Source organism: Streptomyces sp. JLBG701, from assembly GCF_058544905.1.
On sequence record NZ_CM178588.1, the window covers coordinates 359004 to 383609 of the forward strand.

Annotated in this window: 21 protein-coding genes; 12 read left to right on the plus strand and 9 right to left on the minus strand. The window is 70.3% G+C overall.

Features of this window, described 5'->3' with window-relative positions; genetic code table 11:
• Window positions 1-27: 27 nt before the first annotated feature.
• From AC5DRG_RS01795 to folP, 5 genes are all read right to left on the minus strand, one after another.
• Window positions 28-891 (minus strand): bifunctional 5,10-methylenetetrahydrofolate dehydrogenase/5,10-methenyltetrahydrofolate cyclohydrolase, encoded by an 864-nt coding sequence (locus tag AC5DRG_RS01795; protein ID WP_491807544.1) that lies wholly within the window; start codon window positions 889-891, stop codon window positions 28-30.
• Window positions 892-1106: 215 nt separating this feature from the next.
• Window positions 1107-2012 (minus strand): formyltetrahydrofolate deformylase, encoded by a 906-nt coding sequence (purU, locus tag AC5DRG_RS01800; protein WP_491807545.1) that lies wholly within the window; start codon window positions 2010-2012, stop codon window positions 1107-1109.
• Window positions 2009-2881: a methylenetetrahydrofolate reductase gene (locus AC5DRG_RS01805; protein ID WP_491807546.1), complete on the minus strand. Its 873-nt coding sequence runs from the start codon at window positions 2879-2881 to the stop codon at window positions 2009-2011. Before AC5DRG_RS01805 ends, purU begins: the two co-directional genes overlap by 4 nt.
• 138 nt (window positions 2882-3019) lie before the next feature.
• Window positions 3020-4363 (minus strand): aminomethyl transferase family protein, encoded by a 1344-nt coding sequence (locus AC5DRG_RS01810; RefSeq protein ID WP_491807547.1) that lies wholly within the window; start codon window positions 4361-4363, stop codon window positions 3020-3022.
• 167 nt (window positions 4364-4530) lie between these two features.
• A complete protein-coding gene (gene folP, locus AC5DRG_RS01815) occupies window positions 4531-5424 on the minus strand; it encodes a dihydropteroate synthase (RefSeq protein ID WP_491807548.1) in 894 nt (297 codons plus the stop codon).
• A gap of 230 nt (window positions 5425-5654) precedes the next feature.
• Here folP and AC5DRG_RS01820 point away from each other — a divergent pair, with 230 nt between their 5' ends.
• The 5 genes from AC5DRG_RS01820 (at window position 5655) to AC5DRG_RS01840 (ending at window position 11803) form a co-directional block, all read left to right on the plus strand.
• Entirely contained in the window at window positions 5655-6821 is a 1167-nt protein-coding gene (locus tag AC5DRG_RS01820; protein ID WP_491807549.1) for an MBL fold metallo-hydrolase, read from the plus strand.
• A gap of 254 nt (window positions 6822-7075) precedes the next feature.
• Complete coding sequence (gene dctA / locus AC5DRG_RS01825) at window positions 7076-8482, plus strand: C4-dicarboxylate transporter DctA (RefSeq protein WP_491807550.1); 1407 nt, start codon at window positions 7076-7078, stop codon at window positions 8480-8482.
• Window positions 8482-9609: a glycerate kinase gene (locus AC5DRG_RS01830; RefSeq protein ID WP_491807551.1), complete on the plus strand. Its 1128-nt coding sequence runs from the start codon at window positions 8482-8484 to the stop codon at window positions 9607-9609. Before dctA ends, AC5DRG_RS01830 begins: the two co-directional genes overlap by 1 nt.
• A 95-nt stretch (window positions 9610-9704) precedes the next feature.
• On the plus strand, window positions 9705-10604 hold the full coding sequence (locus AC5DRG_RS01835; RefSeq protein WP_491807552.1) for a LysR family transcriptional regulator: 900 nt from the start codon (window positions 9705-9707) through the stop codon (window positions 10602-10604).
• Window positions 10605-10720: 116 nt separating this feature from the next.
• Window positions 10721-11803: a tartrate dehydrogenase gene (locus AC5DRG_RS01840; RefSeq protein WP_491807553.1), complete on the plus strand. Its 1083-nt coding sequence runs from the start codon at window positions 10721-10723 to the stop codon at window positions 11801-11803.
• Window positions 11804-12498: 695 nt separating this feature from the next.
• Here AC5DRG_RS01840 and AC5DRG_RS01845 read toward each other — a convergent pair.
• Window positions 12499-13116: a TetR/AcrR family transcriptional regulator gene (locus AC5DRG_RS01845; protein ID WP_491807554.1), complete on the minus strand. Its 618-nt coding sequence runs from the start codon at window positions 13114-13116 to the stop codon at window positions 12499-12501.
• 149 nt (window positions 13117-13265) lie between these two features.
• Here AC5DRG_RS01845 and AC5DRG_RS01850 point away from each other — a divergent pair, with 149 nt between their 5' ends.
• The 7 genes from AC5DRG_RS01850 to AC5DRG_RS01880 all read left to right on the plus strand — a co-directional run bounded on the left by AC5DRG_RS01850 (window position 13266) and on the right by AC5DRG_RS01880 (window position 19817).
• Window positions 13266-13463, plus strand: coding sequence for a ferredoxin (locus AC5DRG_RS01850; protein ID WP_491807555.1), 198 nt, complete (start codon window positions 13266-13268; stop codon window positions 13461-13463).
• Entirely contained in the window at window positions 13460-14662 is a 1203-nt protein-coding gene (locus AC5DRG_RS01855) for an NAD(P)/FAD-dependent oxidoreductase (protein WP_491807556.1), read from the plus strand. The genes AC5DRG_RS01850 and AC5DRG_RS01855 overlap by 4 nt, the downstream gene beginning before the upstream one ends.
• A 39-nt stretch (window positions 14663-14701) precedes the next feature.
• Window positions 14702-15484 carry an SDR family NAD(P)-dependent oxidoreductase gene (locus AC5DRG_RS01860; protein ID WP_491807557.1) on the plus strand — a complete coding sequence of 261 codons (783 nt, stop codon included), beginning with the start codon at window positions 14702-14704 and terminating at the stop codon, window positions 15482-15484.
• 79 nt (window positions 15485-15563) lie between these two features.
• The gene (locus AC5DRG_RS01865) at window positions 15564-16793 is read left to right on the plus strand and encodes a cytochrome P450 (RefSeq protein WP_491807558.1); all 1230 of its coding nucleotides are present in this window, start codon (window positions 15564-15566) and stop codon (window positions 16791-16793) included.
• Window positions 16794-16905: 112 nt separating this feature from the next.
• Window positions 16906-17940 (plus strand): zinc-dependent alcohol dehydrogenase, encoded by a 1035-nt coding sequence (locus AC5DRG_RS01870; RefSeq protein WP_491807559.1) that lies wholly within the window; start codon window positions 16906-16908, stop codon window positions 17938-17940.
• Window positions 17941-18097: 157 nt separating this feature from the next.
• A complete protein-coding gene (locus AC5DRG_RS01875; protein WP_491807560.1) occupies window positions 18098-18952 on the plus strand; it encodes an SDR family NAD(P)-dependent oxidoreductase in 855 nt (284 codons plus the stop codon).
• Between the two features lie 112 nt (window positions 18953-19064).
• Window positions 19065-19817, plus strand: coding sequence for an NADPH-dependent F420 reductase (locus AC5DRG_RS01880; RefSeq protein ID WP_491807561.1), 753 nt, complete (start codon window positions 19065-19067; stop codon window positions 19815-19817).
• A gap of 121 nt (window positions 19818-19938) precedes the next feature.
• Here the strand turns inward: AC5DRG_RS01880 and AC5DRG_RS01885 are convergent, their stop codons facing one another.
• From AC5DRG_RS01885 to AC5DRG_RS01895, 3 genes are all read right to left on the minus strand, one after another.
• Entirely contained in the window at window positions 19939-20964 is a 1026-nt protein-coding gene (locus AC5DRG_RS01885; RefSeq protein ID WP_491807562.1) for a glycosyl hydrolase, read from the minus strand.
• Between the two features lie 68 nt (window positions 20965-21032).
• Entirely contained in the window at window positions 21033-22034 is a 1002-nt protein-coding gene (locus AC5DRG_RS01890; RefSeq protein ID WP_491807563.1) for a LacI family DNA-binding transcriptional regulator, read from the minus strand.
• 107 nt (window positions 22035-22141) lie between these two features.
• A complete protein-coding gene (locus AC5DRG_RS01895) occupies window positions 22142-24577 on the minus strand; it encodes an alpha-L-arabinofuranosidase family protein (protein ID WP_491807564.1) in 2436 nt (811 codons plus the stop codon).
• Window positions 24578-24606: the final 29 nt, after the last annotated feature.

Consider the following 24606-nt stretch of genomic DNA (forward strand, 5'->3'; position numbering starts at 1 on the left):
AGAATGCTGCTCCCGCTCAGGGGGCGCCTACGCCGCGACGGCCTCGCGTTCGGCACTCCATTGGGCGGCGCGCAGGGTGTTGACCATGAGCATGGCGATGGTCATGGGGCCCACGCCTCCGGGGACGGGGGTGATGCGGTCGGCGATGCCGTCGAGTTCGGCGGAGCGGACGTCGCCGGTCAGCCCGGAAGGGGTGCGGTGGATGCCGACGTCGATGACGACGGCTCCGAGGCTGACGTGTTCGGGACCGATGAGTCCGCGGACGCCGGTGGCGACCACGACGATGTCGGCAGGCCGGGTGACGGCCGCGAGGTCGGTGGTGAATTCGTGCGCGACGGACACGGTCGCGCCGCGCCGCAGCAGGAGTTGGGCGAGAGGCCGTCCCACCAGTTCGCCCCAGCCGACCACGGCGACCTGGGCGCCCTTGAGCGGAATGCCCTCGGCGTCGAGGAGTTCGATGACGCCGCTGGGTGTACAGGGACGCAGCCCGCGTTCCCCTCGGGCGAGGAGGCCGGCGCTGGCGGTGGTGAGGCCGTCGACATCCTTGGTGACGGGGATGCGGTCGATCAGGGCGGGCGCGTCCAGCTGCCGGGGCAGCGGGAGTTGGAGCAGGATGCCGGAGACGTGCGGGTCGGCGGCCAGCTCGTCGATCACCGAGGCCACGTCGCCCTGGGTGGCGTGCGGGGGCAGTTGGCGGTGGAAGTCGCGCATGCCGGCTTCCCTGATGGCGCGTCGTTTGGCGGTGACGTACACGGCGCTGGCCGGATCGTCGCCGACGAGGATGGTCGCGAGGCCGGGGACTCTGCCCGAACCCGTGGCTGCGGCGACCTCCTCGGCGACCTGTGCACGGATGCGCCGGGCGATCCTGGTGCCGTCGATCGTGGTTGTCATGCTGGCGAACCGCTTTCTTGTCGTGACGAACGATTCGCCCGGGTGTGAGGGGTGTGCCGCGTGCGCCACCCCAGTTCCTGCGGCTATACGGCGCCGTGACCGGGGCGGCCTCGGGTCGCCGTCGGCGCCGGACGGCTCGGTCACAGGGGTGGCGCACGACAAGACCGTTTCCTCCCCGCACCGGGCGGTTGTGCGTGCCGGAGAACAGTGCTCCGTCAGCCGAAGACGATGGTGTGGTTGCCGTCGCGGATGACCCGGTCCTCGGCGTGCCAGAGCACGGCACGGGAGAGCACGGCGCGTTCCACGTCGGCGCCACGGCGGGTGAGGTCGGTCGCGGTGTGGGCGTGGGTGACGCGGACGACGTCCTGTTCGATGATCGGGCCCTCGTCGAGGTCCTGGGTGACGTAGTGGGCGGTGGCGCCGACCAGTTTCACGCCCCGCTCCTTGGCCTTGGCGTAGGGGCCCGCGCCGATGAAGGCGGGCAGGAAGGAGTGGTGGATGTTGATGATCGGTACGCCGACGTTGTCGATGAAGTCGCCGGAGAGGATCTGCATGTAGCGGGCGAGGACGACGAAGTCGACGTTGCCCTTCAGCAGCCGCAGGTGTTCGGCCTCGGCGGCAGACTTGTCGGCGCCCTGGCAGGGGACGTGGAAGAAGGGGATGCCGAAGCCGCGTACCTCCTCGGCCACGTCGGGGTGGTTGGAGATCACCATGGCGACGGTGACGGGGAGTTGGCCCTGTCGGTGGCGCCACAGCAGGTCGAGCAGGCAGTGGTCGGACTTCGAGGCGAAGATCGCGACCCGTTTGGGCACCGACATGTCACGCAGGGTGTAGCTCAGGTCGAACTCGTCCACCAGGTGCTTGTCCAGGTCGCCCCGCAGCGCGGGCAGCGCGGCCTGGAGGGCGTCGAGGCCGAAGACGGTGCGCTGGAAGAAGGCGCCGCCCTGCGGGTTGTCGGAGTACTGGTCGAGGGAGACGATGTTCGCGCCGTGGTCGCTGAGGACCTTCGTCACGGCCGCGACGATGCCCGTGGCGTCGGCGCCCTGCACGATCAACGACGCCTGCGGGGCGGGGGGCTTGCCCGTGGCGGTGTGGGCCGGGGCGTCTTGCGTGAGGGTCATGCGAGGCTTTCCTTCCGGAAGCGGGCGGCCCAGTCGGAGGTGGCCTTGAGCCCGCCGAACGTATAGAAGTGGATCTTCAGGTCGCCGTGGCGGGCGGGGTCGTGGGCCGCGGCGAGGTCGCGCAGGAAGCGGTCGGGACCCGCGGTGCCCATCAGGTTGGTCAGGGAGAAGCCGTATTTCCTGACGACGGACGCGCTGGTCCCGACGCCGAAGCGGGCCGCGTACGACACGAGGCGGCGCACTCCGGCGGGGCCGGGCACCCCGATCCTGATCGGGAGCCCGATGCCCCGGCCGCGGGCCTCTTCCACCCAGGCGAGGACCGAGGCGACGTCGAACCCGAACTGCGTGATGACACCGCCCTCCAGAGGCTGGGCGGCGAGCGCCGTGTGCTTGTCCTCAAGCGCGGACCAGAGGGTGCCGCCGTCGATCGCGGGGTGGCCTTCCGGGTATCCGGTAATGCCGACATGCCGGACGCCGTACTCCCCCAGCAGCCCCGTCTCGATCAGGGACAGGGAGTCGGCGTAGGGGCCCTCGGGGTGTGCCGGGTCTCCCCCGACGAGGAACACGTTGTCGGAGGTGCCGTTCGCGTGCAGGCCGGCCAGAAACTCCTCGAAGTCCTCTCGCGATCCGAGGCGGCGGGCGGATATGTGCGGTACGGGCACGAAGCCGAGCCGTTTGACCGCGCGGGCCGCCTCCAGGCGCATCGGCAGGTCCTCGTTGCCGAGGAAGGTGACGTTGATACGGGTGCCCTGGGGAATGGTGTCGCGCGCTTCCTCCAGTTTGGGGACGTCCTTCCCGGTCATCTCCAGGGAGAAGTCCTCAAGGAGCGAGGTGCCGACCGCTGTTCGTGCCGTGCTCGCGGGATTCATCGTCTTTCCTCTCGCTTTCTCGTCTGCGGGGCCCAGCCCTCCGGGCCCCCGCAGCACCGCCGGGGCGCGGCGGGCCGGCGATGCGAGGGCGCGTCGCACGGCACGTGGGGCCACAGCGGTGTCGTGCAGGTGGTCTCGTCAGCGGTCGCGGCGATAGAACGTGCGCGCGTGCTCGTTGAACGGGGAGGGCTGGACGGTGGCCCGGATGCGCGGGAAGCCGAGGTCGGCCTCGGGGTCGGTGCCGGAACCGGGGTGCTCGCCCCAGACGACCGCCACCTCGGTGCCCGCGGCGGCGTACTCGGAGTCGATCAGGGTCTGCGCCAGGACGGTGCCCACCGGGTCGATCGACGCGCTCTGCATCGTGACGCCGACCAGACCGGCGGCGGTCTCCACCCGGTGGCGGGCGTAGGTGAGCACGAAGCCCGGGTCCTGGCCCTCGCCTACGACCGTCCGGACGTCGTCGGGGTCCAGGACGAGGGTGACCTTGGTGCGGCGGACCTCGCTCTTGGCCTTCGCCAGGGCGTCCCGGCCCACGAAGTCGTGGTTGAAGGAGATCATCTTTCCGTAGCCGAGTTCGTACGGGGAGACGTAGTAGTCCTCGATGTCCTCGGAGAAGTAGCTGCCGTTCAGCGGGCGCTTGCCCTCGATGCCGAACAGGGGCAGATACCCGCGGTATTCCGCCAGCTCGGGGTCGGTGTAGATGCCGGGCACCGGCGAGGGGATCCAGCCGCTCTCCACACTGGGCGTGGCGTAGGCCAGGGCGCCGACCCGGACGAGACCGAGCGGCTCGCCGACCTTCAGGAACGTCTCGTGGACATAGGCGGCGTGCTCCCAGGGGCCGATGAACTCGAAGCCGGCCTGGCCGGCCATGCCGTGGCGCAGGGCGCGCAGGGGGCAGCCGTCCAGGGTGACCGCCGTGGAGTGGAAGAACTTGGTCTCCGGCAGCGGCCCGCCGAAGGCACGCTCGACGAGTTCCGCGGCCAGCGGGCCCTGGATCTGGTAGCGGAACAGCTTGGGGTCACCGCCGCCGGGGCGGAAGGCGGAGGAGGGGTCGGTGACGAAGCCGACGTCGTAGCCGCCCTTCTCCGCGTGGTACTGCACCCAGTGCTGGGCGGCGGGGATACCGCTGAGCAAGTACTTGTTCTCGCCCTCGCGGGCGAGGATCCCGTCGGTGACGATGTGGCCGTGGCGGGTGACCGGCACGTACTGCTTGGCCTGTCCGATGGCGAACTTCTCGAAGTTGTTGACCCCGTGGTCGGCCAGCACCCGCGTCGCGTCCGGGCCCTCGATCCACATGTCGTACATGTGGTGCGAGAGGTTGAGCAGGGCCACGCCCTCGCGCCATGCGGCCTGTTCCTGACGCCAGCCCGCGTACTCGCGCTCGACGACCTCGGGGGTCCACGGCTCGGCGTCCGGCTGCCACAGCAGCTTCATCGCCGAGCCGGCCTTGTCGATGCCGTCCTGGAGGGAGGGGGTTGCCATAACGGCTCCTCTTTCGTCGCTTCCTGTCCCGTGGATACTAAATCGTTCTAGTACGCGCCGGCGGTGGACCAACAGGCTTGACCTGACAACGGGTTGGCGCCACTAAAACGATCTAGCGAAAGCTAGCAGAGCGGCCCCGCTCGGGCGAGGCGCTGGTTTCGCATTCATTACGTGCGGTCGACGCACTCGACAAAGGCCGCCGCCATGCGCACCGCGTCGAGGCTCGCCCGGACGTCGTGCACACGCACACAGAACGCGCCCCCGACCGCCGCGAGCGCGGAGACGGCGGCCGTCGCCACGTCACGCCCCGCGGGCGGTACCTCGCCGGCGCCGCCCGCCACGAGGGCGGCACCGATGAAGCGCTTTCTCGACGCGCCGACCATCAGCGGGAAACCCAGCGCCCGCAGCCTCGCCAGACCGGCCAGGAGCGTCCAGTCGTGCTCGGGGCGCTTGGAGAAACCGAGCCCCGGGTCGAGGGCGATGCGGGCCGGATCGACCCCTGCCTCCGTCAACCGCCGCAGGCGCGCGCCGAGTTCGGCCATGACGTCGGCCACGACATCGCGGTAGTCCGTGTGACGGTCCATCTCGCGACTGGGCGCTCGCCAGTGCATGGCGACGTAGGGAACGTCGGCCGCGGCGACGGTCCGTGCCATCGCCGGGTCGGCCTGGCCGCCGCTGACGTCGTTGACCAGGCGCGCGCCCGCCTCGACCGCGGCGCGGGCCACGCGCGCGTGCATGGTGTCGACGCTCACACACACTCCAGCACGGGCGAGTTCGCGCACCACCGGCACGGTCCGGCCCAGTTCCTCGTCAAGGCACACGGGCCGCGCTCCCGGCCGGGTGGACTCGCCGCCCACGTCCACGATGTCCGCGCCCTGGACGGCGAGCTCCAGCCCGCGGTCGATGGCGCGCCGCGTGTCCGCGTACAGGCCGCCGTCGGAGAAGGAGTCCGGCGTCACGTTCAGGATGCCCATCACCAGACAGCGGCCGTGTCTGGGCAGCCCCTCCGGTGACTCGCGGCGTCCCGGCCGCGAGGGCGCGACAGTTTCTGCGGTTGGCATCGGCGACAACCTCCTTGATCCCGCGTCCCGCCGCGGGAGGGAGATACTAAATCGATTTTGTGCGGGTTGCGAGAGGCAATGATAAATCGTTCTAGTCGCCTTGTACGACTCCCTGTGCGGCCAGCGAATCGCCAACTTAGCTTGCGTGACGCGCACTCCCCTCCCGTGCGTGGCGGCGGGCAGCATTCCCGCCGAGTGATCGCGGTCGCATCGCAGAGGAGCCGCCCATCATGTGCCGAGCCGCACAGAACGAACCCTCGGTCGAGGACCTGGAGCCGAGCCCGCCGCCGGAAGAGTCCTCGCGCGCGTCCCGCAGAGCGGTACTGGGCGCCGTGGCGGCCGCGGCGGTCGCCGCACCGCTCCTCGGGGCGGCGCAGGCCGCGGCCGCGACACCTGCGGGCCTCTCCGGCGCGGCCTTGTCGCTCGTCCTGCTCGGCACCAACGCCGGGCCGCCGCCCCTGGCCAACCGCTATGGCATCGCGTCCGCCGTGGTCATCAACGGCAAGACGTACGTCGTCGACTGCGGCCGCGGGGCGGTGACCCAGTACCTGCGCGCGGGGCTGTCGCTGCCGTCGCTGGCCGGCATCTTCCTCACCCACCTCCACGCCGACCACATCGTCGACTACTACTCCTTCCCACTGCTGGCGGCCGGGGCCTCCGGCGCTCAGGGGTTCCGGACGCCGGTGGCTGTCTACGGCCCCGGCCCCGCCGGCATCCCGTCCACCGTGACCGGAGCCCCCGGCCCCGTGCCGGGCACCGTCGAGATGACCAGGCTGGCCGGGCAGGCGTACGCCGCCTCCCCGACCTTCTTCATGACCGAACACGCCGGCATCGACCCGGCCACCCTGCTGGACGTCCACGACGTCCTGCCACCGGCCGCGACCGGCGCCTCCGTGACCAACACCGCGCCCGCCATGCGGCCCTTCACCGTCATGGAGAACGACGACGTCAAGGTCAGCGCCATCCTCGTCCCGCACGGCGCGGTGTACCCCGCCTACGCCTACCGCTTCGACACCGACCACGGCAGCGTCGTCTTCTCCGGCGACACCGCCCCCACCCCCAACATCATCGCGTTCGCCAAGGACACGGACGTCCTGGTCCACGAAGCCCTCTATCCCGACGGGCTGACGAGCCTGGGCCTGCCGCAGTCCCTCGTCGACCACATCCTCACCACCCACACCGACGTCGCGGAGCTCGGCAGGATCGCGGCCGAGGCCGGCGCCGGCACACTTGTCGCCACCCACCTCGGCCCGGGAGACCCGGCCACCGTCTCCGACGCCACCTGGCGCCGACTGCTGCGCGACAGCGCACACCGGTCCGACTACGGCGGCCGCGTGCTCCTGGGCATGGACCTGATGCATGTTCCGGTGCAGCGGGGCAACACCCGCCCGAGGTAGCGGGAAACACGCCACGCCGTGGCGCTAGAACGCAGTGCGATCCAGGTGTGGCCGTCGCGGGCGTGGTCCATGGCCAGTTGCACCGGCGGCAGCCTGAACGTCAGGTGTCGGCATTCGCGAGGGGAACTCATAGGTTCGGCCTATACGGGGCATCGATTTTTGGTCGTGGACCCCCTGACGGCGGCCCGGTTCACTGTGGCCCAAAGCTGGCGCGTGCCGATCGGGCTCGGCATCGCGCGATCAGGGAGGTTGCAATGACGCATACCCCGGACAAGGCACGAACCGAGCAGGCCGCGCGTATCGCGGCGAAGCCGTGGTACCGGCAGTTGTACGTCCAGGTGCTGGTGGCGATCGTGATCGGCATCGTGCTGGGCTGGAGGTGGCCGGATCTGGCCACCGACATGGAGCCGATCGGCACGACGTTCATCACCGCGATGAAGATGCTGATCGGGCCGATCGTGTTCCTGACCATCATCGGCGGCATAGCCGGCGTCGCCGACCTGAGGAAGGTCGGGCGGACCGGCGTCAAGGCGCTGACCTATTTCCAGATCGGCACCATCGTCGCCCTGCTCACCGGGCTCGTCGCGATCAATCTCTTCCGGCTCGGCGACGGCGTCCACGCCGACCCGGCCACGCTTCAGACGTCCGGCGACGCGAGCCAGTACATCGAGACCGGCGAGCACCAGCACTGGTGGGAATTCCTCACCAACATCGTGCCGAACAGCTTCTTCGGCCCGTTCGTCGAGGGAAACATCCTCCAGGTGATCTTCCTGGCGGTGGTCTTCGGCATCGCACTGAAGCTCGTGGGGAAGGCGGGTGAGCCGATCATCGCGAGCGTGGGCCGCCTGACCGAGGTCGTCTTCAAGGTGCTGTCCTTCGTCATGAAGGCCGCACCACTGGGCGCCTTCGGCGCGATGTCGTACGCCATCGGGAAGTTCGGCCTGTCCACGCTGACCAGCCTGGGCTCGCTGATCATCCTCTTCTACGTCACCTCGGCCCTGTTCGTCGTGGTGGTGCTCGGCGGAGTGCTCGCCCTGTATGTGCGGCTGAACATCTTCCAGCTCTTCCGCTACTTCAAGGAGGAGTTCTGGCTGATCCTCGGCACCTCGACCGCCGAGCCCGCGCTGCCGGGACTGATGCGCAAGCTCCAGTTCATGGGAGCGGAGCGGTCCACGGTCGGCCTGGTCGTGCCGACGGGCTACAGCTTCAACCTGGACGGCGCGGCGATCTACCTCTCGCTCGCCACGCTCTACATCGCCCAGGCCACCGACACGTCTCTGTCCATCGGTCAGCAACTCGGGCTCCTGGCCGTCATGTTGCTGACGTCCAAGGGTGCGGCGGGCGTTGCCGGCGGTGGATTCATCGCGCTCACCGCGACGCTGTCGACGGTCGGTTCCGTCCCGGCCGCGGGCATCATGCTGATCTTCGGCATCGACAAGTTCATGTCGGAGTGCCGGGCCCTGGTGAACTTCTTCGGCAATGCCGTCGCCACCCTGTTCGTCGCCAAGTGGGAGAACGGCCTGGACCTGGAGCGGGCTCGAGCGGTGCTGGCGGGCAAGGCCGGAGAGCCACCGCTGACCGCCGAGGCCGAGGAGAGGCAGAGCCGACCGGCCACCGTGACATCCGCTCCTCAGCCTCAGCCTGCCGAGGTGACGCCCTGATGGTGTCCGTGCTCATCGCCCCGGACAAGTTCAAGGGCTCCCTCAGTGCCGACGACGTCGCCCTCGCTCTGGAGCGTGGACTGCTGGACGGTGCCCCGCACGCCCAGGTCAGCAGGCTCGCGCTGGCGGACGGCGGCGAGGGCAGTGTGGCGGCGGCCTGCTCGGGCCGGTTCAGCCCCGAGACGATCACGGTGACCGGACCGACGGGGCAGCCCTTGACGGCTCGCGTCGCGGTGCACGGCCGTACCGTCCTCATCGAGGCCGCGGCCGTCTGCGGACTCGGCGTGCTGCCGGGCGGCCGCCGGGCACCGCTCACGGCCACCAGCCGTGGCCTCGGCCAGGCCGTCCAGTACGCGCTCGCGGGCGAGGCGGACACGATCGTCCTCGCCCTCGGCGGCGTGGCCACCACCGACGGCGGCGCGGGGCTGCTGCAGTCCCTCGGCGCCGTACTGGCCCGCGAGGACGGCACGCCCGTCGGCCCCGGCGGCCGAGGGCTCGCCGGCCTCCACACCGTCGACCTCACGGAAGCCCGTGCGGCACTGGCGGGTGTCGACCTCGTCCTGGCCACCGACGTGGACAACCCGCTCCTCGGACCGACGGGCACGGCCGCCGACTACGGCCCCCAGAAGGGGGCGACCGAGAGCGACGTACGCGAACTCGACGACGCCCTCGCCCTGTTCGTACGGCGGTTGGAGGCCGCGGGCGTCGCGGATGCGGCCCGGCTCGCCCGGACACCGCGGGCCGGGTCGGCCGGCGGGCTCGGATATGCGGGGATGCTGCTGGGTGGGCGGGTGTGCTCGGGGGCCGACTACTTCCTGACCCTGCTCGGTGCCGACGAGCTGCTGGCCCGCAGCGATTTCGTCGTGACCGGCGAGGGGAGCCTCGACGAGCAGTCCCTGTCGGGGAAGCTGCCGGTCGCACTCGCCCGGCGAGCCCGGCGACAGGGCGTCGCGGTGCACGCCGTCGCCGGACGGTGCACGCTGCCCGCCGAGCGGACCGGCCCCTACTTCCGTTCCGTGCAGGCGCTGACGGACCTGACGGATCAGGACTGCGCGAGCGACAGCGCCCTGTCCGCGCGGCTGCTCGCCGGGTGCGGGCAGGCCCTCGCCGACCACTGGATCGCGTAGACAGGGGTGGAAACCAGCAGGTGAGCCGGGCCGGTCGTCGATGGGACGACGGATAGGTTGACCCTGTATCAACCTGGAACGCCCGGGGAGGCACCGTGGACGCCCGGCAGTTGGAGTACTTCCTCGCCATCGTCGAGCACGGCGGATTCAGCAAGGCGGCCGCCGCCCTGCACGTGGCCCAGCCGTCGCTGTCGCAGGCCATGGCGAACCTGGAGGCCGATCTCGGGGTGGCCCTCTTCCACCGGGTCGGCCGCGGTGTCGTGCTGAGCGAGGCCGGCACGGAGCTGCTGGAGCCGAGCCGGCGGGTGCTGCGGGACATGACGGCCGTACGCGACACCGCCGCCTCCCTCGCCGGGCTGCACGGCGGCACCGTCGAGGTGGCCACCATGCCCTCCCCGGGCATCGAACCACTCACCACGCTCATCCACCGGTTCACCGAGGCCCACCCGTCCGTCACGGTGAGCACGCAGGCCGCCTTCACCCCCGACGAGGTCGTGTCCCTGGTCCGCAGCGGCGCCTGCGAACTGGGCCTGCTGGGCAGCGCCGCCCCGGTCAATCCGTCCGGGCTGGACGTCCTGCACGTCGAGGACCAGCCGTTCGTGGTCGTCGCCGCGCCCGGCGGGGACATCGAAGACGGGGCCGCCGTACGGCCCGGGGATCTCGCCGGCCAGAAGCTCATCGCCTCCCGCACCGGCAGTCTGATGCGCAGCATCGTCGACGACATCACCGCGGGCGGCACCGGCACGCAGATCGTGACCGTCGTGGACCATCGCACGTCCATCCTGCCCCTGGTCCTCACCGGGGTCGGCGTCGCCGTCCTGCCCTCCTCCTGGACCCGGCTGGCCCGGCGTTGCGGCGCCGTGGTGGCCCCCATCGAGCCGACCGCCCACCTCCATGTGGCGATGGTCAGCCTGCCCGCGCACCTGACCCCGGCCGCCCGGGCCTTCCTCACGCTCACCAGGTCACTGGCACAGCGGCGGGCACGCGCGACCTGACGATGAACTGATCGGCTGCGCCTATGGGTCGTATCGAAAGCAGGTCTTGGACGGGACACGGCACGACTGGGTTGACTCGAAGTCGTCGAAGCAGCAGACGTCACCGGAGGCTCCTCGTGACCGCAACCCGCACTTTCCGTATCGCCGCCATCCCCGCCGACGGTGTCGGCGCCGAGGTCGTGGCCGCGGGCCGCGCCGTACTGGACGCGCTGGCCGCGGACTCCCAGGGGGCGTTCGCCTTCGAGTGGCAGGAGTTCCCCTGGGGCTGCGAGTACTACGAGCGCACCGGCAAGATGATGGACGACGACGGCCTTGAGCAGCTCAAGCCCTTCGACGCCATCTACTTCGGCGCCGTCGGCTGGCCGAACGTCCCCGACCACATCAGCCTGTGGGGCCTGCGCCTGAAGATCTGCCAGAACTTCGACCAGTGGGCCAACGTCCGCCCCGTGCACTTCCTGCCCGGCGTCCAGAGCCCGCTGCGCAAGGCCGACGACACCGAGCTGGACTGGGTCGTCGTCCGCGAGAACAGCGAGGGCGAGTACGCCGGGCTGGGCGGCCGCAACCTCTCCGGGCGCGGGCAGGGTGGTGAAGTCGCCGTCCAGTCGGCCCTGTTCACCGAGGTGGGCTGCGAGCGGATCATGCGGTTCGCCTTCGACCTGGCCCGTACGCGCGCCCGTCGCAAGGTCTCGTCGGTCACCAAGAGCAACGCGCAGCAGTACGGCATGGTCCTGTGGGACGACGTGTTCAAGCGCGTCGCCCTGGACTACCCGGACGTGGAGACCGAGAGCGTCCTGGTCGACGCGATGTCCGCGAAGTTCGTGCTGAAGCCGGAGGACCTCTCGGTCGTCGTCGCCTCCAACCTCAACGCCGACATCCTCTCCGACCTCGGCAGCGCCCTGGCTGGCAGCCTGGGCCTCGCTGCCAGCGCAAACCTCAACCCCGAGCGCCGCTTCCCCAGCATGTTCGAGCCGGTCCACGGTTCCGCGCCGGACATCGCGGGGCAGGGCCTGGCCAACCCGATCGGCGCGGTCGGCAGCGCGGCGCTGATGCTGGAGCACTTCGGACTGCCCGACCAGGCAGCCCGCCTCAACAAGGCCATCGAGACGACCACGGGCGCCGGCATCCTCACCCGCGACGTCGGCGGAACGGCGTCCACGGAGGAGGTCACCAAGGCCCTCATCGACGCGCTCAACGCCTGACAGCTGAGGCGGCCGGGCATCCCCTTGGGAGCCGCCGACGGGGATGCCCGGAGAGTAGAGCGAGCCGCGCGGCCGTAGACGCCGCCCGGCCAACGCGCCTGCCGGCTTCCGAAGGGCGGTGACGCCCCGGAACCGCCGACTCGCCCCGCCGCAACGAACAGCCGGTCGCCGGCCTCCCGCCCGTCCGGCCGGACGGACCACGGAAGAATTGGTCAGCACGTCGCCGGAGAGTTCCCGAAGATCAACGACGTGTACCAGGGCCGACCACACCGGCACGGCTGCTTCGTCGCCCTCGAGGACACCCGCGCCCAGGACCGCGGCTGCCCGCTCTCGCCACCGTTCCCGAACTGCTGCGCATTCGGCAGCCGTGGAGGGACACGACCTGACGGGCATGTCCAGATGCCTTGCCGTCGTCACGGAGTACGACGATCTGCGCGGTTCGGGCCAGGCGTTCGCCGCGGGCGCGCGAGCCGCCGACACCGACGTCAGCGAGTACCTCGAACCCTCCAGGTCGTCGCCGAGCACCTACACCGGCGCTGCTCCATGGACAAGGAGGAGCAACCGTCCTCCGTCGAGGCACAGTACGGCCGGCTGCGGGTCTGCGCAGCCGGCCGTGAACGCGAGCTCACACCGCGGCCCACCGAGCCGCCACAGATTGAAAACCAAGCCGCGTTCTCGGCTCAGGCTTCCGCGTCTTATGCGTCAACGTGGTAATGAGCGGTCAAGAGCGGCCAGGTCAGGGTGGCCATCTCGGCCGGCGTATTCGGGCAGCCACGCTGGAGCCAGTCGGTGGCTACTCCGATGAGCGCGCCGGCGGTGAAGGCGGCGGGCACGTCGTGGGGAATGGCGGTCGCCGTGGCGGCGTCCGGCGCGGAGTCGTCGGCCGCGGCCAGACGCACGGCGACGTAGGCAGCTGCGGTCGTGCGGCGACGTATGTGGTCGATGACGCGGGCGCTTCCCTGCGGTCCCAGCAGGCTGCGGTAGAGACCGGCGTGCTGGGCGAAGGTGGTGAAGAAGGCAACCAGTGACCGGTCAGGGTCCTGGGCCGGGTCCTCGGTGGGGTCGAGGGCGGGGAGCGACTCGATCAGGTTGTCGATCATCGAGGTGCAGGCGGCCTCGGCCAGCTCGTGCACGTCCCCATAGTGGTCGTAGAACGTCGAGCGGCTCACACCGGCCTCTTCGGCCACGTCCGCAACGCTGATCTGCCCCAGCTCCTTCTCCTCGACGAGTTGCATCAGTGCGCCCTGCAGCGCCGCGTGAGTGCGCCGCACACGCTTGTCGGCTGTCGGGTTGCTCTGTCTTGCCGTGACCATGGCCTCACTCTAACTCAACCTACATCTGTAGGTATTCCTACGAGTGTCTGATAACTTGCCACCCAAGAAACCTACAGCTGTAGGTTTTCCTGCGGATGTTCGACAGGTGGAGCCGGGTTCGTGCGCTCACCGTCAGAGAGGAAGCCGCCATGAAAGTCACCGTGGACGAGCCCAAGTGCGTGGCCTGCGGGCAGTGCGTGCTGATCGCGCCCGACGTCTTCGACCAGCGCGAGGAGGACGGCATCGTGGTGCTGCTGGCGGAGATACCCGGGCCGGACCTGTACGAGGCCGTCCGCGAAGCAGCCATGGCCTGCCCGGCCGCCGCCATCCAGCTGGTGGAGTCGTGAACCGGACGGTGCTGGTCGGCGCGTCTGCGGGCGGACTGGCCGCGGCGGAAGCGCTGCGCAGGGCGGGATACCGCGGCGTGATCACGCTCGTCGGAGACGAACCCGAACTCCCTTACGACCGCCCGCCGTTGTCCAAGCAGATCCTCTCGGGGGAGTGGGCGCCGGACCGGCTCGCCCTGCGCGGCCGGGCGCACCTCGACGCGCTGGACCTGGACCTGCGACTGGGAATGACCGCAATCGGGCTGGACACTGCCGCGCGCACGGTCATCCTGGCGGACGGCACCCGACTGCCGTACGCATCACTGGTCGTGGCGACCGGCGTACGGGCCCGCCGCCTGCCCGGCACCGAGGGCGTGACCGGCGTGCACACGCTGCGCACCCTGGCCGACGCGCTGGCGCTGAAGGCGCGGCTGCGCGCGGGGCGGCGGCTGGTGGTCGTCGGCGCGGGGTTCCTCGGTGCCGAGGTGGCCGCCGTCTCGCGGGGACTCGGGGTGGAGGTGACGCTGCTGGAAGCGGGCCCGGTCCCGATGGCGCAGGCCGTCGGTGAGGAGGCGGGACGGTTCCTGTCGCAGCTCCACCGCGACCACGGCGTCCGGTTGCACACGGGTGCCGCGGTGGCCGAGGTGCTCAGTGCGGATGGCGAGGTCGCCGGTGTCGCCCTGGCCGACGGAAGCGTACTCCCCGCCGACGACGTGCTGGTCGCCATCGGCTCGGTGCCCAACACCGAATGGCTGGCCGGCAGCGGACTCACCGTCACCGACGGACTGGCGTGCGACCGCTACTGCGCCGCCGCACCCGAGGTGTACGGGGTGGGGGACGTGGCGAGCTGGCACAACCCGCTGTTCGGCACGGCGATGCGCGTCGAGCACCGCACCAACGCCGCAGAGCAGGCCCTCGCTGTCGCCCACAACCTGACCAGGCCCGAGGCCCGGAAGCCGTTCGCACCGGTGCCGTACTTCTGGTCCGACCAGTACGACACCAAGGTCCAGGCATACGGATACCTGCGCGACCACGACGAAGCACTCGTCCTGGAGAGCGACGTGACGGAGCGGCAGCTCCTCGTCGCCTATCGCCGTGGAGACCGGCTCACCGGCGTTCTCGCCGCCGGCAAGTCCCCCAAGGTCCTGCGCGCCTGGCGGGCACTCATCGCTTCCGGCGCCACCTGGGAAGCGGCCGTCACCGACACGGCCGCCGCGTAGCCGCCCTCCCAGGCCGCCCAACAACTTGCGGAGTGATCCATGAGCACAACGACCCACCTCTACGACCTGTCGGGCCGCGCCGCCCTCGTCACGGGCGCCGCGAGCGGCATCGGCCGGGCCAGCGCACTCGCCCTCGCCGCCGCGGGAGCCTCAGTCACCTGCGCCGATCGGGACGAGGCGGGCGTCCAGCAGACCGCAGAGCTGATCGCCGAGGCCGGCGGCACCGCACGGCCCCGTGTCCTCGATGTCACCGATCGCGCCGACGTCGCCGCCGCCGTCGACGAGACGGTGGCCGCGTACGGCAGTCTCGACGTGCTGGCCTCGATCGCCGGGGTCCTGCACACCTCCACCGTCCTGGAGACCGACGACACCGACCTGGACCGAGTGCTGGACGTCAACTTCAAGGGCGTCCTCCACTGCGCCCGCGAGGCCGCCCGCCCGATGACGAAGCAGGGCTCCGGCTCCATCGTGACCATGGCGTCCGGCGCCATCGACGTCGGCACGGCGGGCCTGCTGTGCTACAGCGTCTCCAAGGCGGCCGTGGTCCAGCTCACCCGGGTCCTCGCCACCGAACTGGGCCCGTGCGGCATCCGCGCCAACGCCGTCGCACCCAGCTACATCCGCACCCCCATGACCGCCCCGCACCGCGAGGACGGCCGGGGCTACGCGGACGAGGAGCCGCTCGCGCAGGAAACGCCACTGCGCAGGGTCGGCTTCCCCGAGGACGTCGTGGGCAGCGTGCTCTTCCTGGCCTCCACGGCCTCGGCTTTCATGACCGGCCAGATCCTCCGCCCCAACGGCGGTCTGGTCATGCCCTGGTAGCCGCGGCCACCGGCCAGGCCCGCACCGTCGTCCACGACCCGCGCGACCACGACGAAGCGCTCACCTCAAGGAGTACTCCATGAACACGACTGCCGACACGACCCACACGGCCGGTGCCGCCGGCCTCCCCGCCTTCCCCGGAGTGCGGCCCGCCCGCTGCCCCTTCGACCCGCCGGAGGAGTACGCCGACTGGCGCGAGGGCGAGGGCCTGCGCCGGGCGCTGTGGCGCGGCAAGCCGGTGTGGGTGGTAAGCCGGTACGCCGACATCCGCGCGGCCCTGAGCGATCCGAAGATCAGCTCCGACGACCGCGTCCCCGGCTTCCCGGTCCCGTCCTCGTCCGGAGAGGAGGTGCCCCAGTCGTTCGTACGGATGGACGACCCGGAACACGCCCAGATCCGCCGGATGCTCACCGGGGAGTTCACGGTCAAGCGGGTGCAGCGGCTGCGCCCGCAGATCGAGGAGATCGTCGACCGCTTCCTGGACCGGATGATCAGCGAGGGGCAGTCGGCGGATCTGGTGCAGGCGTTCGCGCTGCCGGTCCCGTCCCTGGTGATCTCTCTGCTGCTCGGCGTGCCGTACGAGGAGCACGAGTTCTTCCAGGAGCACAGCGGCACCATGGTCGAGGCGGGTGCGACGGACCAGGACAGGGAGGCGGCCACGGCGGCCCTGTTCGGCTACCTGTACGAGCTGGTGGCGCGCAAGGAGCGCGAGCCGGGGGACGACATGATCAGCCGGCAGGTTCATGAGCGGGTCGCCGCCGGGGAGACCGACCACGCGACGGTGACGGTGAACGCTCTCGCCCTGCTGATCGCCGGCCACGAGACCACGGCCAACATGATCGCCCTGAGCACACTGACCCTGCTGCAGAACCCCGACCAGGCTGCCCGGATCCGCGACACCGACGACCCCCGTCTGGTCGCCAACGCCGTTGAGGAACTGCTGCGTTACCTGACTATCGCGCAGGACGCCGTCCTGCGCGTCGCCGCCGAGGACACCACAGTCGGCGGGCAGCTCGTCCGGGCCGGCGAGGCCCTGATCATGAACCTCCCCGCCGGTAACCGTGACACGGCCTTCTCCACCGAGCCCGACACCGTCGACCTCGACCGCAACAACCGCGGCCACCTGGCCTTCGGCTACGGCACCCACCAGTGCCTCGGACAGGCCCTGGCGCGCGCGGAACTGGAGATCGCGCTGCCGATGCTGCTGCGCCGGCTTCCCGACCTCCGGCTCGCGGTGCCGCTGGACCAGCTGGCATTCCGCAACGACATGAGCACCTACGGCGTCCACGAACTGCCGGTCGCCTGGTAACACCCAGGCACACGAGAGGGAAACCCCTTCCAGGACCAGGGGCCCCGCCCGTCGTGGTGCCCCTCCCTCCCCCAAGAAGTGCTCCGTGACTTCCGCGAGAAAGTGAGCCCCCATGGCCACGATGAAGTCCGTCCGGACCGGCGAACAGAACAAGATCGAGGTGGTGGACGTCGAACGCCCCGTCCCCGGCCCCAAGGACGCCCTGCTGCGCATGCGCGCCTGTGGGATCTGCGGCACCGACGTTACCTTCGTCCGCGCGGGCGGCATCCCCTTGGGCCCCGGCGGATCGCCCATCCCGCTGGTCCTCGGCCACGAACCGGCCGGCGAGGTCGTCGAGGTGGGCGCCGACGTCACGGACCTCAAGGTCGGCGACCGGGTGGTCGTCAATCCGCAGGGTGTGCCCTCCGGGATCATCGGCTGCGGCAGTCAGCTCGGTGGCTTGGACGAGTACCTGCTGATCGAGGACGCCGAGGTCGGCAGGAGCGTCGCGGTCTTCCCCGACGACGTGCCCTTCGACGTCGCCTCGCTCAACGAACCCATGGCGGTGGCCCGCCACTGCGTCAACCGCTCCGAGGCCGGGCCCACGGACAAGGTCGTCGTCTTCGGCGCCGGGCCCATCGGCCTCGGGGTGTCGATCTGGCTGAAGCTGCGGGGCGTAAAGCACGTGGTCGTCGCCGACATCATCCCCGGACGCCTGGAGACCGCGCTGGCCGTCGGCGCGGGCGCCGTCATCAACTCCGCCACCGAGGATGTCACCGCCCGGCTGACCGAACTGCACGGCCAGGCCGCCGACGCCATCGGCCAGCCCCGCGCCGGCACCGACATCTACATCGACGCCGCCGGAGTCGCGGCCGTCTTCGAGGCCACCGTCGCCTCCGCGAAATGGGGCGCCAAGCTGGTCATGGTCGCCGTACAGAAGAAGGCCGAGATCGACCTCGGCCTCATGATCACCAGCGAACTCGTCCTCATCGCGTCCCAGGCGTACCCCACGGAGATCTTCGAGGTCACCGACGAACTCGCCGAGTATCAGGAGCGCTTCGCGAAGCTCATCAGCCACCGCATCCCCTTCTCCCAGGTCGAGGAAGCCTTCGACCTCGACCTCGCACCCGGAGCGGCAGAAAAGATCGTCGTCACCTTCGACGCATAGCCGCGATCAGAGGCGGAACGCCTCGGCGCGCAGCGTCCTGTCGGTGACAGTGACGCCGCCGGCGAAGTGCGGGGGGACACGACCTGCGGCACTCCTGACGTACAGACTCATTCGTTTGCTGAACGGGCACAGTGCTCGTCCAAGAGAGGCGGCGACCATGGCCGGAAACCTGGCAGGGAAGACGATCGTGATAACCGGCGCCACGTCCGGCATCGGAGCGACCGCCGCGCAGGTCCTGATCGCGCAGGACGCGACCGTCGTTCCCGTCGGGCGGTCGGCGCAGCGGGCCGCCGCGCTGTCCGAGCAACTCGGGGTCGAGACACTCGTCGCCGACTACGCCCGCTTCACCGATGTGCGTCGGCTCGCCGCCGAGCTGCTGGACCGCTGCCCGGCCATCGATGTCCTGGTACACAACGCCGGTGGCGTCGTCAACAGGCGGCAACGCACCGAAGACGGTCACGAGATGACGTTGCAGACGAACTATCTGGCGCCTTACCTGCTCCAGGCGCTGCTGCACGACCGGCTGACCGCCTCTCGCGCCAACGTCGTCGTCACCAGCAGCGCCGCGCACCGTTCCGGCCGGATCCGGCTGGACGACCTGGAGTACGACAAGCGCCGCTACGTCGCGGGGCTGGCCTACGCCGCCGCCAAGCTCGCCGATCTGCTGTTCAGCCGAGAGCTGGCGAGCCGCGCGCACGAGACCGGCATCACCTCCGTCGCCTTCCATCCGGGCACGGTCACCTCGGACTTCAGCCGTGACGCCAAGGGCTTCAACAAGTTCGTCTACCACACCCGCGCCGGACGCCGGCTGTTCGGCGCCGTGGACAACGACGCGGGCGCCCAGCCACTGATCGCTCTCGCTGGTCTGTCCGACCCGCAGCGGGTCAACGGCCAGTACTTCGACCGGCTCAAGCCGGACGCCCCCACCTCGAAGCAGGCCCAGGACGCGGCCCTGGCGACCCGGCTGTGGGAGACGACCGCCGACATGCTCGGCCTGCCCGCCATGAGCTGACCCCGCCGCCGACCGTGCTCCGCCTCGGCCGTTGCCGACAACTCACTTGGGCCACCCCGACTGCGCGTCACCGATTACGTCCACCAGAACCCGACATCCTCACAAGGAAGGAATGCCTCCCATGACCGAAACCCTCGGAGTCATCGGCAGCGGCAACATCGGCGCCGCAGTGGCCCGCCTCGCCGTCGCCGCCGGCCTCAAGGTGGTGCTCAGTAACTCCCGAGGCTCCGAAACGCTCGCCGACCTGGTCGCCGAACTCGGCCCGCACGCCCGAGCCGCCACGCCCGACGAAGCCGCGCAAGCCGGCGACATCGTCCTCGCGGCCGTACCGCTCAACGCATATCGGCAGCTTCCCGCGATCGCCCTGGCCGGCCGGACAGTGATCGACGCCATGGTCTACTACCCGCACCGCGACGGCCGTATCGCGGAGTTGGACGCCGGGAAACTCACGTCCAGCGAGCTCGTGCAACGTCACCTCGCGGGCTCGTCGGTGGTCAAGACGTTGAACAACATCGACTTCCATCACCTGCTCACGCTCGCCCGGCCCACCGGGGCCGCCGATCGCAGCGCCCTGCCCGTCGCCGGTGACCGCGCCCAGGCGAAGACGGACGCGATCCGGCTGCTGGACACGCTCGGCTACGACGCGGTCGACATCGGCACCCTCGCCGACAGCTGGCGTGCCGGACCCAACACGCCGGTGCACGTCCAGCCGTATCTGCCGCCGTGGCCCGAGGACCTGCACACCCACGAGGAGCGTGGACGCTGGTTCTTCCAGACACCGGGAATCCCGGTGCCCGCCCACCGGGTGACCGAACTGATCGACTCAGCCGTCCCCGTACCGGCCGGCGGCCCCGACCCGAATTGAAGTCGTCGCTCGCCTACAGACAGGTAGGCAGGAGCCACTTACCAGACCAGCTCCGTCTGCAGGACGTCGAGGCCGAGCCCGTACGTGGGCCCCTTGGGCGCCTGCACCAGCTGGGTGGTGATCAGGGAGATGGCGTAGAAGGCGAACCCGGTGAAGGCTCACCCTGGACCGAGCCGTCGCCGCTCGTCGCAGCTGCGGGTGGCCGACCCGGCTGGAGCACCGGGGCCAGATCCAGCCGGACGGGCTCGTCGCGGTCGCAGTGCAGCGTGCCGTCGACGACCCGTGCGGCGGCGACCTGGAGTGAGGAGCGGCGGGTGGCGTAGGTGTCGTCCTCGGCGGCGGTGCCGACGCGGCCCGGGTGCGTGAAGTAGAAGACGTACGCCGTGTCCCCCTGGACGACCACGTCGGCGTGGAGGCCGATGGTGCCGTCGTCGGGACGGCTGCCCGGCTTGTCCAGGATCAGTCCATGGTGTTCCCAGGTGGTCAGGTCGTCGGAGCGCAGCACGCCCTGGCCCTGCCACTCGTCGACGAGCATCCAGTAGTACCCGCCGAGTGCGAAGACGTTGGGCCCCTCGTGCGGGCGATGGCCGACCGCCAGGCCGGTGGGCCGCCAGTGGTACAGGTCGGAGCTGTCGGCAGCGTAGGTGAGCGAGCCCCGGGTCTCGTCCTTGAACCACATCCGCCAGCCGCCGCCCGGCAGTTGGAACACACACGCGTCGATGATCCGGTCGGAGCCGAGGTCCAGCGCGCCGTGGTATGTCCAGTCCAGCAGGTCGAGGCTGGTGTAGTGGCGGATGCGGGCGGGACCGGTCCAGGAGTCGGGTACGCCGCGGAGGTAGCTGACGTACATGTGGTAAAGCCCGTCGTGCCAGATGATCTCCGGCGCCCAGAAAGTGTTTCTCCCCCACTCGGTGTCCAGGCCGGTGAGGGTGCCTCGGTAGGTCCAGGTGCGGCCGCCGTCGGCCGACGTGGCCACGCCGAGGTCAGTGCCGTGCACCCAGGTGACGCCGGGGCCGGGAGCGGTGGTGCGGCGGTTTGTGTAGACGAGCCACCATTCACCGCTCTGGCGGTTGAAGACGGCGACCGGGTCGGCGGCGCCGTCGTGCATCGGGTCGCGGAAGAGAGGCGCGCTGGTCACAGGGTTCACGGAAGTCTCCGTTGGGTGCGGACGGGGTTCAGCGGGAGGGAACGAGGGACCGGCGGCTTGCGGCCGGTTCAGCCGCCGGTCGACTCCCGGATCACCAGCGAGAAATCACCGACGTACTCCTCGTACCGGTCCGGGGACTCGGTCTGCTCGATGCGCCTTGTCAGCAGATCGACCGCGTGCTCGGCCATGGCATCGTGGTCCGGATCGACGGTCGACAGCGAGGGGATGAAGAACTCGCTCTCCGTGACGTTGTCGAAGCCGATCACCTTCACCTGCTCAGGCACCCGTATCCCCGCGTCGGCCAAGCCGCGCAGCACACCCATGGCCAGGGAGTCGGTCACACAGAACACGCCGTCGAAGTCGAGCCCGCTCGCCGCCATGTCGCGGCCGCGTTCCGCACCCTCACGCATGCCGAGCCTGCCGACCTGTTGTACCAGGGCGGGATCCGCAGGCAGGCCCGCCTCCTCCAGGGCCTGCCGGTAGCCCGTGAGCCGGAGGCTGGAGGTGTCGACCTCCTCCACGCCCCCGCACAGGATCGCGATACGGCGACAGCCCCGCTCGATCAGGTGCCGGGTGGCCGCCCGGGAGGCGTCGAAGTTGGGCATCGCTACGTGGTCCACGGGGCCGCCGAAGATCCGGTCACCGAGGATGACCACCGGGTGGTCCACCTTCAAGCGCTCGGTGTCGGTCTGTCCCAGGCCCGCGGCGCTGAGGATGAGCCCGTCGTACAGATGGTTGCGCGACAAGGACAGTGCGTCGAGTTCGTTCTCCCGCGACGCGGTCTGCTCGATGGCCACCCGGAGGTTGTGCCGCTCGGCCGCGGTGATGATGGTGGCGGCCAGCCGCCCGTAGTAGGCGCTGTTCACCTCGGGGACAGCGAGACCGATGGTTCCGGTACGGCCCTTGCGCAGGTTGCGGGCCGCGACGTTGACCCGGTAGTCGAGCCGGGCCATCGCCTCCAGAACCTTCTCCCGTGTCGCCTTGCGCACGTTCGGATGGTCGTTGATCACGTTCGACACGGTCATCGGCGAGACTCCGGCCGCCTTCGCCACGTCCTGAATCGTTGCCACACTCGCCCCTGGTCTGCGGTTCGGAACCCACTCGCATGCTATTCCCGCGTTCTCGGCCGCGCCGTGCTCCGCAGAAAGCCGGCACCCCTCCCCCGCTGCGGGGCGGCTCATCGCCGGTCACGTGCGGCGCGGGTGCGCAGCACGGTGAAGGAGTGGGGCGGGATGTCGCAGGCCGTCCCGGTCAGTCGGTCGTCGAGGGGGGCGGCCAGGGCGGGCCCGAACCGGCTGGTGGCGTCCGGGGTGACGGTGAGGGTGGTGCGCTCGAAAACGGCGTCGCCGTCCACCCCGGCCAGTCGGAGACGGACCGGGACAGGTTCCGGCGTGGTGTTCGCGATCTTGATGATCACGTCATCGGCGGAGCTGTCGCGGACGGCCGAGACGGCGAAGACCTCCGGGTCCGGTCGGACGTCCTCGACGTCGTGGACCAGTTCGCCGTCGCGGTAGCAGCGGATGCGCCGACCGTCCACCTCGACCCGCAGGTCGTACCAGCGGCCGGTCTCGACCCCCGCGGGCACGCGCTCACTGAGGTCGTCCGGTACGCCGTCGTCCACCCGCTGGAGCCACGTCGACCGGTTCTCCCAGCCGCCGAGCGTCCACTGGCACCAGTTACCGGGCGACGTCCCGGCGAAGCCCAGCACGAAGCCCTCGTCGCCGTCCGTCTTCCGGGCCCGCACCGAGAAGGCGTACGACGCTCCGTCCACCGCGTCCGGCAGCAGCAGCGTGGCATCCGTTCCGCTCGCCGTCTGCCGGACACGACTCTCGCCGTACGGCTCCCAACTGCCGGACTTGGCTTGCCAGTTGGCGAACCCCGGGGCTAGTGATCCGCCCAGGGCGCCGACGACGGTCACGTCGGTGAACTCGGCACGGGTGTCGGCACCGGTCCCGATGTGGACCGTGTGCCGCGGGCTCTCCGGAGCGCACGGCTCCTGGGGTGCTCCGGTGACCGTGACGGGCAGGGCGGTGTCGCCCGAGTTCACCGAATGCATCTGCTGGACGTGGTAGTTGAGGGTGGTCCAGACGTTGGTGTTGTCGAAGTAGATCAGGTCGGGCAGCCACTGGGTGTGGCCACGCTTGGCGAGCAGCGGGGCGTAGGAGGCCAGCCGCACGACGTCGCCGTTGCGCTCCATGGCGATCATGTAGGCCGCCTCGGCGACGGCGCTGCGGCCGTCGTTGCGCCAGCTGCCGTACTCGCCGATGTACAGGTGCGGGCCCTCGCGGTCCATGGTGTCGAAGCGGCGGGTGTTCTCCAGGAACCAGCGCGGGGACTTGTAGGAGTGCTCGTCGACGACGGGGACGCTCCTCTCGCGGGCGAACGCCCAGCCCTTCTCCCAGTCCTCGCCGGCGGGGGCCGGGCCGAGGGTGCCGATGACCGTGATCTCGGGGTGGTGCTCGCGCAGGGCGTCGTGGATACGGGAGAACCGGTCGCGGAAGGTGTCGGTGATGGTGTCCTCGTTGCCGACGCCGAGGTACTCCAGGCCGAACGGCTCGGGGTGTCCGGCCGCGGCTCGCTGGGCGCCCCAGGGCGAGTCGACGGGGCCGTTGGCCCACTCCACCAGGGCCAGCACCTCCGTGACGTAGGCGGGCATCTCCTCCTCGGCGATGCCGACTTGACCGGTCACCGCACTGTTCTGGCAACAGACCCCGGCCGGGACGACGGGCAGCGGCTTGGCGCCGATGTCCTCACAGAACTGGAAGTACTCGTAATAGCCCAGGCCCATCGACTGGTGGTAGCGCCAGATGTTGAACTGCTGCCGGCGCTGGTGCAGCGGCCCGATCGTCTCGGACCAGCGGTACATGTTGCCGAGCCCGTGCCCGTGGGCGAGGCAGCCGCCCGGGAAGCGGACGAACTTCGGCTTCAGATCCGCGATCGCCTGCGCCAGGTCGGCGCGCAGACCGTTCGGCCGGCCCTTGAACGTGGTCTGCGGGAAGAGAGAGGCCAGGTCCAGGTGGACGGTGCCGGTCCCGGTCGCGGTGAGGGTGAACCGGGCGTCCGGATCGGTGACCTCGCAGGCGATGACCGCCGCGTGCCGCTGCCAGGACCCCTCCACGGGTCCCAACTCCACCCGGCCGTGGACCCGGCTGCCGTCCCGGCTCTCGATCCGTGCCACCAGACGGTCCAGGGTGCCATGGGCCAGCCGGGCGAAGACGCCGACGTCGTACGCCTCGCCCGCCCGGACGGGTATGCCGTCGAAGCCCTCGTTGCGCAGGCCCGCCCCAAGACCCGCCGTACCGGTGGCGGCCGTGTGCAGGACCGCGTAGTGCGGGTTGGCCGGGTGCAGCGGATCGTCGGTGGAGACCGTGAGCCATCCGGCCGCGCCGTCCCGCTCCAACAGCTCCCACGCGGTGAGGGCATGCCAGTCGGGGTGGTCGGCGGGGCCGTACCCAAAGGACCGGTTCTGCACGAGTTCGGCGTAGAGCCCGCCGTCCGCCGCGTAGTTGAGGTCCTCGAAGAACACGCCGAACAGATCGGGTGAGATGGCGGTCCCCGGGGCCCGGGTGTCCACCTCCACGACCGTCTCGACAGGGCGGCCGGATGCACTCATGATCGTCAACTCTCCTTATCTCTTACATG